The sequence below is a fragment of the Streptomyces sp. AJS327 genome (assembly GCF_013450295.1).
Taxonomy (GTDB): Bacteria; Actinomycetota; Actinomycetes; order Streptomycetales; family Streptomycetaceae; genus Streptomyces.
In genome coordinates this window covers 89,847-101,205 of record NZ_SKBR01000003.1, presented here as the reverse complement: position 1 = coordinate 101,205, position 11,359 = coordinate 89,847, and the positions used below count along the sequence as shown (strand labels likewise).

Below are 11,359 nucleotides of genomic sequence, written 5' to 3'. Positions count from 1 at the left end.
GTGGTGCTGGTTTACGCGCGTGGCGTCGCCCTGTCACTCCGGTGTGCGGGAACTGGTGCGTGCCGCGTGCGCCGGTGGCGTCCGGCGTCCGCCGCCCCCTCGGGCGCCGTTCGCGGGTCGTCTCTGTTCGGGGCCCTCACCCGCGGTCGGGCCGGTGGTCGGTACGGGCAGTCGGTACGGGGCGGGCCGAGCCCGCACGTCCGGCGCGTGGGAGGCGCCGGGCGGGCCCGGCCTCAGTCGGGCCGGGGCTTCGCCGTCGGGCGCTCCGGTGGGCCCGGTGGCTCCACGGCGGCTCCGGCGCCCTGCTGGGGCAGGCGCGCACGGCCGTCCCCGAAGCTGTCCCGCAGGCGCTGGAGGAGCGTGGCCAGGCGGGCCACGTCCTCGTCGGACCACTCGCGGAGCTGGCGCTCCAGCGTCTCCGCCGTGCGGCGGGACAGCTCCTGGAGCAGCTGCTCGCCGCCCTCGCTGAGCCGCAGCAGCCGGGACCGCCCGTCCTGCGGGTCGGGGTGGCGCTCGATCCAGCCCCGCTCCGCGACGTGTGTGACGTGCCGGCTCGTCACCGACATGTCGATGGCGAGCAGTTCGGTGAGCCTGCTGATCCGCATCTCGCCGTGCTTGTGGAGGAGCATGAGCACGCCCACCGAGGCCGGTGGGCAGTCGCCGGGCAGCTCGCGGGCCATCTCGCGCTTCACCACGCCGACCGCGCTCAGTTGCCTCGCCAGCTCCTCGTACAGCCCTCGTGCGGCCACCGCGACCGTGACTCCCCTCGTATCGTTGCTCCGGGCAACCGTAGGAGCCATTAGTTGCTGTACGCAAGTTGATTTGGGGCAACCGAGGCAAACAAAACGCCAAGCCTTCGTGTGTCCCGCTCCAAGCCCGGAAGCTGTCCGTGGTCGCGCGCTGACCCACCGATACGCCGCCCTGGGTACGGAGTCGCCCTCTCCGTGCCGCCCTGGCCGTCCGAATGTGATCAGCCTCACGTCGCGCTCTCCGTCCCGCCCGGGCGCCCGGAGGCGGCGCGCGGGGCGGCCGCGCGGGCGGGGGCGCGCCCGCCCGGCGGTACGGGGCGCGGGACGGCGAGAGCGCGGCCAGCGGAGCGTGCGCGGTGCGCGTCGGCGAGCGGTGGACGTGCCGCGAGCGCGGCACGGGGCCGCCGGGACGGTGTGGACGGAGCGTGGCGGGCGGGCTCGCCGGGCGCGGGCGCGGCCCCGGGCTCAGGCGCGGGGTTACGGGGTGCGGGGGACCGATGGTCGCCCGGTGGCGCGTTCGCTAGGGTCCTGCCCCATGGCTCACAACTCCCCAGCGCCGCAGGGTCCCGAAGGTCAGCAGGACCCCGCGGGCAGCACCCAGATGTTCCGCGCATTCGTCAACGAGGGGGGAGCGCCGGGCGGTCAGCCCGCCGCGGCTCCGCAGGGCGGCCCCCGGGTCGGCGTCATCGTCGGCGTGGTCGCCGTCGTGGTGGTCCTCGCCGGCGTCGCCTGGCTGGCCTTCTCCTGATCCGGACACGTGACACGGTCCGCGCCGCTCCGCGGCGCGCCGTGCCACACCCGCTGACCCACCGTGGCCCCGAGCGGCACTGACCGACACCGGACGGTTCCGACTGCACCGAGCAGCGCCAGGTCGCACCAGGAAGTCCCAAGTGACCTCATGTGCCCGTCTGTTGATGGACGACGCGGGGTGCCGGCCGTCCGCCCGGACGGCGAGGCCGGCGGAGCCCTCGGCTCAACATCCGCCCGCGAACCGGCCAGTTGCCCAACCCTCGGCCTGACAGCGCGCGTTGGGGTGGCGCGCCGTCAGCTGGCGGACGCGGAGGCCAGGAGAAGCGGCGCGACTCCGACGCGTACGGCGGCAGGTGCGGCGGCGTGGGCGGTACGCACGACGCAGGGCCGCCGTGGCGTCTCCCGCCCCGGCGGCCCTGTGCTGCCGACTGGTGCCCGCTGTCCGAACCACCCCCGGAGGGTGGACGGTTGGCCGGATCACCGTGATCGCGTACCCCGTGAGTTCCCGCATCCCCCGTGTCACATCACTCCTCTGCGATCAGCCCCTCGCGCAACTGCGCCAAGGTGCGGGTGAGCAGACGGGAGACGTGCATCTGCGAGATGCCGACCTCCTCGCCGATCTGCGACTGCGTCATGTTCCCGAAGAACCGCAGCATGATGATCTGCCGCTCGCGGGGCGGGAGTTTGGCCAGCAGCGGCTTCAGGGACTCGCGGTACTCGACGCCCTCCAGCGCGCCGTCCTCGTACCCCAGGCGGTCGGCCAGCGAGCCCTCGCCGCCCTCCTCCTCCAGCGAGGGGGAGTCCAGCGAGCTGGCGGTGTAGGCGTTGCCGACGGCCAGACCGTCCACCACGTCCTCCTCGGACACCCCGAGGGAGGTGGCGAGTTCGGTGACGGTCGGGGAGCGGTCGAGGGTCTGCGACAACTCGTCGCTCGCCTTGGTCAGCGCCAGGCGCAGCTCCTGGAGCCTGCGCGGCACCCGCACCGACCAGGACGTGTCGCGGAAGAACCGCTTGATCTCACCGACGACGGTGGGCATGGCGAACGTCGGGAACTCCACGCCGCGTTCGCAGTCGAAGCGGTCAATCGCCTTGATCAGGCCGATCGTTCCGACCTGGACGATGTCCTCCATGGGCTCGTTCCGGCTGCGGAAACGGGCCGCCGCGTACCGGACGAGGGGAAGGTTCAGTTCGATCAACGTGTCGCGGACGTAGGTCCGTTCGGCGCTGTCTCCCTCCAGGGCGGCGAGCCGGAGGAAGAGCGATCGGGACAGAGTGCGGGTGTCGAGTGCGCCGGAGTCCGTGTACTCCGGGGTCGCCTCCGGTGCCGTGGTGGCACCGGAGGCCTCGGTGGTGTCGGTGACTCCGGGGACGTCGGACGTGCCGGGAGCCTCGGCAGCTCCGGTGCGCGTGGACGGTGTCTCCCCATGCGGATACTCGGTGAGCACCTTCGAGCTGCCCAGTTCTACGGACATGCCACCCCCTTGAGGTCGCGGACGGGTCGTCACGGCGGCGCTCCCGGCTGAAGGATGCACCTCCCCCTCAATACCGGGCGTACCGCTGCGGCAAACGCAGCTCTCGCAGAATGTCACAAGTCAGCAACGCGACGTAGCCTCATGTCGATAAAACTGCACAGATGAGGTTGCCGGATCCTGACCCTGTCACTCGACCCGGCTACGCGTCGATCCGGTTTGCGGCGCGGAGCCTGGCGAAACTCCTGGACAGCAGCCGGGACACGTGCATCTGGGAGACTCCCAGCTCCGCGCTGATCTGGGACTGCGTCAGGTTCCGGTAGTAGCGGAGCAGAAGAATCCGTTGCTCACGCTCCGGCAGTTGCACAAGGAGGTGCCGTACGAGGTCGCGGTGCTCCACCCCGTCCAGCGCCGGATCCTCGTAGCCGAGCCGGTCCAGCAGGCCCGAGGAACCGTCGTCGCGCTCCTGCGCCGCCTCCAGCGAGGTGGCACGGTAGGCCCGGCCCGCCTCGATGCAGGCGAGCACGTCCTCCTCCGGGGTGCCGAGCCGTTCGGCGATCTCGGCGGTGGTCGGGGAGCGGCCGTGCAGCGTCGTCAGATCCTCCGTCGCGCTGCTGACCTGCACCCACAGCTCGTGCAGTCGCCGGGGGACGTGCACGGTGCGCACGTTGTCCCGGAAGTACCGCCGGATCTCCCCGACGATCGTCGGCATGGCGAAGGTGGGGAACTGCACGCCCCGTTCGGGGTCGAAGCGGTCGATCGCGTTGATCAGCCCGATCGTGCCGACCTGGGTCACGTCCTCCATGGGCTCGTTCCGGCTGCGGAAACGGGCCGCGACATAGCGGACCAGTGGCAGGTTGGCCTCGATCAGTGCCTCCCGGACCCTGGTGTGCTCGGCCGAGCCGGGAGTGAGGTCGGCCAGCTGCTCGAAGAGCACCTGGGTCAGTGCCCGTGCCTGCGCGCCCCGGTTGCCGGGTCGTGCGGATCCGGGCGAATCCGGGTGGAGGGTCCGGGTCCCGTCCACTCAGTCACACCCCTTCGTGATGCCGAGCTGTACCGGGGTTGTTGGTCCCGGTTCATCCGTCCAGTCATCCGCCCAAAGCGGTCATAGCATCACAAGACATGTGCACTGTGTGCAAGCACCGTAATAATCCGTGTTGCTGGCCAGTTGGGTCGCGGGAGCCCGGGAGGCCCCGTGGCTCCGCCGTCGAGGTCAGACTCCGGTTCTCCAGAGCTGGCGCACGACCGGCGCACCGCAGGCGCTCCCGCGCACACCCGTGGGGAGCACCCGGGTACCGGCGGACGGCGGTACGCGCCGCGCTCGCCCCGCTGGCGCCCGTCCCGGCTCCGTGGGCCGGGCGGGCGCGGGGACGGCCGAGCGGAGCCGTCGGCCGGGAGGGGTGGCCGACGGGGCGGCGGCCGGTGGCGCGTGGGCCGGGCGCGGCACCCGGAGCGCGGGCCCCGCGGGTCGACGGGCCGTGGCGGGCGGAGGGCGGTGTGCCCGTGGACGGCGGCTGCCGGACCGTCAGGCGGGGCCGTGGTCAGGCCGGTGGCCGGGTGACCGCCGCGGGGTCCGGGCGGGCGGCCGGGACGATCCCGGGGCCGGGTGGCCGTCAGCGGGACCGGCGACCGCCGGAGGGGGCGTCACGCCGAGCCTCGTGGGCGGACGGGAGGCGACGGCGTGGGCGTCCGTGGGCGGCGTGCGGACGTGGGGGTTCCGGCTGGGCGCGGGGTTCCGTGCCGGACGCGAGCCGTGAGGGTCAGTGGACGAGTTGCGTCATGAACTCCCCGACGCCCTGGGCGGCACTGGAGATGCCCTCGAAGCCTATTTGGACGAGGTCGGCGGATCTGGCCGGTGACGTGATGATCGTGTAGAGCACGAAGACGATGACCAAGTAGGTCACGACCTTCTTCGCTTGCACCATGTCTGCCTCTCCGCTGCGCGCCACGTCACCGGTGCGATCGGTTGGGTGTGCGAGTCTAGCCCGGCGCGTTCGGCCTCCGGTCGGGGTTTGGAAAGACCAAAACGCCTGGGTGGCCGCTCATTTGGGGCATACACCAAACTCCCGCACACCTCCCACGGAACCCCCGAAACCCGCACCTCGCGCGCTCCCCGCCGCCCCCTGACCGGCGCCTCCCGTCGCGGGCCCGACCGCCCGGCCGGGGGCTCGACGCCGCCCCCTCGCCCGGTACGGAGCCGCGCGGAGAAGACGGGAGAGGCCGACAGAAGGCGGCAGAAGACCGGAGAGGACGGGAGAGGACGAGGGAAGGCGACGGCGAGGAGAAGGCGGGAGGAGGTGGGGTGCCGGGGGTTGCCGGAGCCCTCCGGGTGGGCGCGCACGGAAAAGGGCCGGACCCGATGTCAGGTCCAGCCCTCGCCGTACTGCTGAGCGGTAGCGGTGGGATTTGAACCCACGGAGGGGGGTTGCCCCTCACTCGCTTTCGAGGCGAGCTCCTTCGGCCGCTCGGACACGCTACCGAGAGGAACTCTAGCCCACGGGGGCGCGTGGACGGAAACCGGTATCCGGGCCTCCTCGTGACGGTCGGCGGCCCGGATCACGGCGCGGGGGTGCCGGGCGGTGCGGGTGGTGCGGTGGGGTGCGGGGGTGTGCCGGGGGGTGTGGGGGCGCGGAAGAAGCGGGTGAGGAGGGCGCCGCACTCCGGGGCGAGCACGTCGTTGATCACCTCCGGCCGGTGGTTCAGCCGCCGGTCCCGTACCGCGTCCCAGACGGAACCGGCGGCTCCGGCCTTGGCGTCCGGCGCCCCGTAGACCACGCGGTCGAGGCGGGAGAGGACGATCGCGCCCGCGCACATCGTGCAGGGCTCCAGGGTCACCAGCAGCGTGCAGCCGCTGAGCCGCCAGCCGCCCAGGGCGCGGGCGGCGGCCCGGATCGCGACGAGTTCGGCGTGCGCGGTCGGATCGCCGGTGGCCTCCCGCTCGTTGTGGCCCCGGCCCAGCTCGGTGCCGTCCGGGCCCAGGACCACGGCACCGACCGGTACGTCACCGGACTCGGGGGCGCGGGCGGCCTGTGCCAGTGCCCGGCGCATCGGCGCGACCCAGGGGTCCCGTACGGGGTCGGGGGCCGGGGCGTGGATCGGGTCAGACGGCGGATCGGGCACCGGCTGACGCGCCGGGTCGCACGCGGGGGCGGACCCGGGGTGGCCGGGGACGGGAGCGGCGGGCCCTTCGGACCCGGTGTGCGCGGTCCGGCCGGGGTGCTCGGTCATACGGTCAGTGTGCACCCGGGCCGGGCGGCCGGTTCGGGCCGCCCGGCCCGGGGAGGGCGTGGTGCCGTGGGGCGCGGCGGTTCCGGAGCCCGGGGCCTGGACTCCGGGGCCGCGCGGCGTGTCAGCGGACGGCCTCCAGGACGTCGGGGCATCCCAGTGCGTCGGCGATCTCGCTCAGCGCGTCCTGGGGGGTGAGGCCCAGCAGCGCTCTGCTGCCCAGGCCCAGGTCGGAGAGGAGCCCGGAGTCGCCGAGCGGCCCGACGGGGGTCTGCTCCGCGTCCTCCTCGCCGGTCGCCTCCTCCCCGGCGGCGTCGGGTTCGCCCTCCTCCGTGCCGTCCAGGCTCGCCAGCCGGTCCAGGACCGAGGTGTCCTCGGGCTCGCGGCCGAGCAGCTCGTCGGAGAGCAGGATCTCGCCGTACGAACTGCGCGTCGCGGCGGCGGCGTCGGAGACGAAGACGCGCGGGTCGTCCTCTCCGTCTACCCGGACGATGCCGAACCAGGCGGCCTCCTGCTCGATGCAGACCAGTACCGGTTCGTCGTCCGTAGCGGCCTCCCGGGCCAGGTCGGCCAGGTCGGCGAGGGTTTCCACATCGTCGAGCTCCGTGTCGCTCGCTTCCCACCCGTCTTCGGTGCGCGCGAGCAGTGCGGCGAAATACACCGTGACTCTCCCACTGATTCCAGATGTCCGAGTGCTGACGAGGAGGTTCCCCCGCCCCATCGGAATCGTGGCAGAAACCGGCGCCGTGCGAGGGGTCTTCGGTCGTGCGCCGCGCCCGCGTTTGCGGTGGCGCGGCAGGAGGTCTGCCAGGGCAGTGGCGCGTTCGGGGTCCGGCGGCGGGCCGGGGGGTGTCACCAGCGAAACGTCCGCATGAGCATCTGCTGCCGCATCCGCGCCGCGCGGGCCCGCCGGGGCTGGACGCGTTCCCGCAGCTCCTTCGCCTCGTTCAGCTCCCGGAGAAAGCGGGCGCGGCGGCGTAGCCGCTCGGCGCGTTCGGTGTCCTCGGGGCTCCGCTGGGAGTCGTCAGGCGGCAGGTACCGGGGGGACTCGCGGGTGCGGCCGGGGTCGCGGCCGCCGGCGACCGCCGGAGCGCGCTCCCGCTCCCGGCTCGTGGGGCTCTCCCGGGAGTGGCCCTCCTCGCGGGGCCGGTCGCCGTCCCGGGGGGAGGCGCCGCCGCGCGCTCTGCCGGAGCCTCTGGCCGGTCCGGGGTCGTCTCGCTCTGGCATGTGCACACCTCCGGTGCGTGCCCGCGCGGGGCGGGGTGCCTGCGGCGATCGTGCGTCGACGTCCCTACCTTCCCCTCCAGGCTGTGGCCATGCGCCCGGAGCACCCGGGGCGGTCTCCCCGCCGGGACCCTCGGATACTGTCGGGGTCATGCGGACCCACGTCGTAGACCACCCGCTGGTGGCGCACAAGCTCACCACGCTGCGTGACGAGCGCACCGATTCCCCCACATTCCGGCGTCTCGCGGACGAGCTGGTGACCCTGCTCGCCTATGAGGCCACCCGCGACGTGCGCATCGACGAGGTCGATATCCGCACCCCGGTCACCGAGACGAAGGGGGTGCGGCTCTCGCACCCGCGTCCCCTGGTGGTGCCGATCATCCGGGCGGGCCTCGGCATGCTGGAGGGCATGGTCCGGCTGCTGCCCACCGCCGAGGTCGGCTTCCTCGGCATGATCCGGGACGAGGAGACGCTCCAGGCGTCCACCTACGCCAACCGGATGCCGGACGACCTCTCCGGGCGCCAGGTCTACGTGCTGGACCCGATGCTGGCGACCGGCGGCACCCTGGTGGCCGGGATCAAGGAACTGATCGACCGGGGCGCCGACGACGTCACGGCGCTCTGCCTGCTGGCGGCGCCGGAGGGGGTGGCCGTGATGGAGCGGGAGCTGGCGGGCACCCCGGTGACCGTCGTCACCGCCTCCGTCGACAGCTGCCTGAACGACCAGGGCTTCATCGTGCCCGGTCTCGGCGACGCCGGTGACCGGATGTACGGCACCGCCGGCTGACCCGGCCGACGCTCCGCCCGCCTCGGGCGGCGGGCCGGTCGCCTGGCCACCGCGCCGCACGGGGCGGCTTCGGCCAACTGCCGGGGCGGGCTCAGCAGTTGGAGGCGGCGGGAGCCGGGGTGGCGCGGCGCAGGGTGGAGAGGGTGTGGTCGGCTTCCTTCTTCCCGGTGAGCTTCGTGAAGTCGTCCCCGAGGACGAGGTCGACCTCCCGCCCGTCCCGCTCCTCGTAACTGGTCTCGGGCTTGGTGAGCTGGGTGCCCAGCACCTTGAGGCTGGCCGTGGTCCGCTTCCCCGGGGCGGCCAGCAGCAGGGCGCTGCCCTTCACCTTCTTGTCCAGCTTCGCCGGGGCGTTCCCGATCTCACCGATCGTGAAGCCGCGCTTCTTCAGCTCGTCGGCGGTGTCCTTGGCCAGCCCGGAACGGGTGGTCGCGTTGAGGACGTTGACGGTGATCGAGCCCGGCTTCGGGAGCCGCTCCGCCCGGGGCTCCGCGCCGGGCTTCGCGTCACCGGACGCGGTCCGCGCGCCCTCGCTCCCGCCGTCCCCGGTGGACGGGGAGGGGCAGGGGGAGGCGCCGCCGCCGCGCTTGGCCTCCGTGGAGCTGTCGTCGCCGGAGAAGACCTGGACGAGTTCGAGCGTGCCGTACCCCGCGGCGGCGAGCGCCACGACCGCCGCGACGGAGGCCATCACCACCCGACGCTGTCCCTTCGGCCTCCGCATCCGGGGGTAGCGGTCACCCGTGATGCGGTACTTTCCGCCCATGCCGGGAGGTGTGAGCATGCTCATACGCGCAGCGTAGTGCGCCCGGCGGGCGGTGCCTACTAGATGATCAATGCCCGAACCGATCGCCTACCCAAAAGGGGCAACCCGGTGCGGCGGCTGGGCTTAGTGAGCGCCCGCGGGCCGCTCGTCCCGTGCCGCTCTTCCGCGCCGCCGCCCGGGGTCGGGTCCGGCTGTCCGGTGGGGAGCGGTACCGCCCGCCGGTCCGGTCAGTCCAGCTCCAGGACGCGGGCGTGCAGCACCTGGCGTTGCTGGAGGGCCGCCCGGACGGCGCGGTGCAGTCCGTCCTCCAGGTAGAGGTCGCCCTGCCACTTGACGACGTGGGCGAAGAGGTCTCCGTAGAAGGTGGAGTCCTCCGCGAGCAGGGTCTCCAAATCGAGCTGGCCCTTGGTGGTGACGAGCTGGTCAAGGCGGACCGGGCGTGGCGCCACGTCCGACCACTGGCGGGTGCTCTCCCGGCCGTGGTCGGGGTACGGCCGCCCGTTTCCGATTCGCTTGAAGATCACACGGAAAGCCTACCGGGACAGCGGTGCTGAGCGCAGCCTTGTCACGCTGGCGTAAAGGGACAACTCCCGCCTGGAACAGGCCAGATCGTACGGTATTCCCCCGAAGGGGTCGCGTGGTGCGGTGCCCCCGGTGATCCCCCGGCTGGGTGGCGCTCCGCCCGGTTCCGCGGGCCGGTGTCCGCCCCGGGGCGGCTTCGCCCGGTGGGGGGCCGTGCGCCGGACGCGACAGCGCCCCCGCGCTCCGAGTGGGCCGGGGGCGCGGGGGCGCGGCTGCCTGTTCCGGGGTGGCGGCGCCGGATTGGCACTGCCGGGTGGCGCCGGAGCGGTCGGGGGTAACGGCACGGTCAGTGGTTCACCAGTTTCGGGGGCTCGGCCGACGCCTCGTCCGGCTCCTCGCGGTGGTTCGGCAGCATCCGCGCCAGCCAGTGCGATTTCCCCGCGGCGAGCGGCGCGATGACCGCGAGGATCAGCACGTACCCGGCGATGAACGGGGAGAGCCGGTCGTCCAGGCCCGCCGCCGCGGCCATCGTGGCGAGGATCAGGGCGAACTCACCGCGGGCCAGCAGCGTGGAGGCGATGTTCGCGGTGGGCTGCGCGTCGAAGTCGTAGATCCGCGCGGCGAGCAGCCCGGCCAGGACGTTCATCACCACGGTGAGGCAGACGGCGATCATCACCGGCCACAGCACGCTCGGCAGGTCGCCCGGGTCGATGGAGAGGCCGAAGGCGAAGAAGAAGATCGCGGCGAAGGCGTCCCGCAGCGGGTGTACCAGCTCGCGGATGCGTTCACCGGAGGTGGTGTTGCCGAGCATCAGGCCGACCATGAACGCGCCGATGGCGTCCGCGACGCCGAACTCCTCCGCGATGCCCGCGACGAGGACTGCCGCGCCGAGGAAGGAGATGACGAGCAGCTCGTTGTCCTTGGTGGAGAACAGCCGCCCGATGAACCGGGTGCCCCAGCGGGCCGCCGCGGCGAGCACCAGCAGGAACGCGAACGCCTTGCCGGTCTGGGTCAGGGCCTGGGTGGGGCCGTCGGCGCCCGCGAGGACCGGCTGGAGCGCGGCGAGGTAGAGGGCGAGGAAGATGTCCTCGACGACGATGATGCCGAGGATCGGCTTGGTCTCGGGGTTGCCGATCCGGCCGAGGTCGACCAGGACCTTGGTGACGATCGCGGAGGACGATATGCCGAGGACGCCCGCTAGGACCAGGGCCTCCGAGGTGCCCCAGCCGAGCGCGAAGCCGAAGGCCAGTCCGGCGCCGACGTTGAGGGCGAGGTAGCCGCATCCGGCGAGGGCCATGCGTTTGCCACCGGACTTGAGGTCGTCCATGTGGAATTCGAGGCCGAGGTAGAACAGCAGCAGGACGAGGCCGAGCGCGGAGAGCATCTCCAGGTCGTGCGCGTCGTCCACCAGCACGAAGCCGGGGGTGTTCGGGCCGAGCATGATCCCGGCGAGGATGAACAGCGGGATGGTCGGCAGGCCGATCCGGCTGCCGAGCCGGGCGAGCACGGCGGCGGCCACGAAGGCGCCGCCCATGGCTATGAGGGTGTCCGCGTGTCCCATGGGTCAACGCCCCCCATGGGTGGGGCCGGTGGCGCTGGTGACGTCGGGGGTGGTGCGGCGTGGGGAGCGGGGGCTGGGGACGGGGGATGGCGGTTGGATGATCTCCTCCTCGGCGTCTGGGCAGCACTGTCAAGTAGGCGTCAAGAGCGCGTTAATACTTAGATTACCAAACGAAACCCATCGGCCCGGAGGGCGTTGTCCGGTCTGGCGTAAACCCTCCCCGTCATTCCGCCGGTACGTACCGTCATGACGGGCGGGCGGTGCGCCCGCGCTCTGGAGCGGGGCGGAACGGGGGCGTCCCGGCGCGGACGG

12 protein-coding genes and 1 tRNA gene are annotated in these 11,359 nt (G+C 72.8%); 2 read left to right on the top strand and 11 right to left on the bottom strand.

All coding sequences use genetic code 11. From position 1 onward, the window contains the following. Positions 1 to 233: 233 nt before the first annotated feature. Complete coding sequence (locus E0L36_RS17900) at positions 234 to 749, bottom strand: MarR family transcriptional regulator (protein WP_180930151.1); 516 nt, start codon at positions 747 to 749, stop codon at positions 234 to 236. A 535-nt stretch (positions 750 to 1,284) separates the two neighbouring features. On the opposite strand from E0L36_RS17900, the gene E0L36_RS17895 reads away from it, so the two are divergent. Then, positions 1,285 to 1,497: a hypothetical protein gene (locus E0L36_RS17895; RefSeq protein ID WP_180930150.1), complete on the top strand. Its 213-nt coding sequence runs from the start codon at positions 1,285 to 1,287 to the stop codon at positions 1,495 to 1,497. Positions 1,498 to 2,023: 526 nt separating this feature from the next. On the opposite strand, the gene E0L36_RS17890 is transcribed toward E0L36_RS17895, so the two are convergent. The 7 genes from E0L36_RS17890 to E0L36_RS27775 all read right to left on the bottom strand — a co-directional run bounded on the left by E0L36_RS17890 (position 2,024) and on the right by E0L36_RS27775 (position 7,228). Continuing rightward, entirely contained in the window at positions 2,024 to 2,971 is a 948-nt protein-coding gene (locus E0L36_RS17890; protein ID WP_180930149.1) for an RNA polymerase sigma factor SigF, read from the bottom strand. A 199-nt stretch (positions 2,972 to 3,170) separates the two neighbouring features. After that, the gene (locus E0L36_RS17885; RefSeq protein ID WP_180930148.1) at positions 3,171 to 3,992 is read right to left on the bottom strand and encodes an RNA polymerase sigma factor SigF; all 822 of its coding nucleotides are present in this window, start codon (positions 3,990 to 3,992) and stop codon (positions 3,171 to 3,173) included. 736 nt (positions 3,993 to 4,728) lie between these two features. After that, positions 4,729 to 4,893, bottom strand: a complete 165-nt coding sequence (locus tag E0L36_RS17880) for a hypothetical protein (protein ID WP_180930147.1) — start codon at positions 4,891 to 4,893, stop codon at positions 4,729 to 4,731. Between the two features lie 466 nt (positions 4,894 to 5,359). Further along, positions 5,360 to 5,447: transfer RNA gene (locus E0L36_RS17875), tRNA-Ser, on the bottom strand. Positions 5,448 to 5,524: 77 nt separating this feature from the next. Then, positions 5,525 to 6,196 (bottom strand): tRNA adenosine(34) deaminase TadA, encoded by a 672-nt coding sequence (gene tadA, locus E0L36_RS17870; protein ID WP_180930146.1) that lies wholly within the window; start codon positions 6,194 to 6,196, stop codon positions 5,525 to 5,527. Positions 6,197 to 6,317: 121 nt separating this feature from the next. Further along, complete coding sequence (locus E0L36_RS17865) at positions 6,318 to 6,854, bottom strand: hypothetical protein (RefSeq protein WP_180930145.1); 537 nt, start codon at positions 6,852 to 6,854, stop codon at positions 6,318 to 6,320. Between the two features lie 191 nt (positions 6,855 to 7,045). Beyond that, entirely contained in the window at positions 7,046 to 7,228 is a 183-nt protein-coding gene (locus E0L36_RS27775; protein WP_258016383.1) for a hypothetical protein, read from the bottom strand. Between the two features lie 340 nt (positions 7,229 to 7,568). Here E0L36_RS27775 and upp point away from each other — a divergent pair, with 340 nt between their 5' ends. Continuing rightward, a complete protein-coding gene (gene upp, locus E0L36_RS17855) occupies positions 7,569 to 8,204 on the top strand; it encodes a uracil phosphoribosyltransferase (RefSeq protein ID WP_180930143.1) in 636 nt (211 codons plus the stop codon). Between the two features lie 91 nt (positions 8,205 to 8,295). Here upp and E0L36_RS17850 read toward each other — a convergent pair whose 3' ends face one another. From E0L36_RS17850 to E0L36_RS17840, 3 genes are all read right to left on the bottom strand, one after another. After that, positions 8,296 to 8,988, bottom strand: coding sequence for a LytR C-terminal domain-containing protein (locus E0L36_RS17850; RefSeq protein ID WP_180930142.1), 693 nt, complete (start codon positions 8,986 to 8,988; stop codon positions 8,296 to 8,298). A gap of 203 nt (positions 8,989 to 9,191) precedes the next feature. Further along, on the bottom strand, positions 9,192 to 9,488 hold the full coding sequence (locus E0L36_RS17845) for a type II toxin-antitoxin system VapB family antitoxin (protein WP_180930141.1): 297 nt from the start codon (positions 9,486 to 9,488) through the stop codon (positions 9,192 to 9,194). Positions 9,489 to 9,832: 344 nt separating this feature from the next. Further along, a complete protein-coding gene (locus tag E0L36_RS17840; RefSeq protein ID WP_180930775.1) occupies positions 9,833 to 11,020 on the bottom strand; it encodes a cation:proton antiporter in 1,188 nt (395 codons plus the stop codon). Positions 11,021 to 11,359: the final 339 nt, after the last annotated feature.

Coding starts and splice junctions, on each gene's coding strand:
- E0L36_RS17850 (WP_180930142.1), bottom strand. CDS start 8,988: ATGAGCATGCTCACACCTCCCGGCATGGGCGGAAAGTACCGCATCACG.
- E0L36_RS17880 (WP_180930147.1), bottom strand. CDS start 4,893: ATGGTGCAAGCGAAGAAGGTCGTGACCTACTTGGTCATCGTCTTCGTG.
- E0L36_RS17840 (WP_180930775.1), bottom strand. CDS start 11,020: ATGGGCGGCGCCTTCGTGGCCGCCGCCGTGCTCGCCCGGCTCGGCAGC.
- E0L36_RS17895 (WP_180930150.1), top strand. CDS start 1,285: ATGGCTCACAACTCCCCAGCGCCGCAGGGTCCCGAAGGTCAGCAGGAC.
- E0L36_RS17890 (WP_180930149.1), bottom strand. CDS start 2,971: ATGTCCGTAGAACTGGGCAGCTCGAAGGTGCTCACCGAGTATCCGCAT.
- upp (WP_180930143.1), top strand. CDS start 7,569: ATGCGGACCCACGTCGTAGACCACCCGCTGGTGGCGCACAAGCTCACC.
- tadA (WP_180930146.1), bottom strand. CDS start 6,196: ATGACCGAGCACCCCGGCCGGACCGCGCACACCGGGTCCGAAGGGCCC.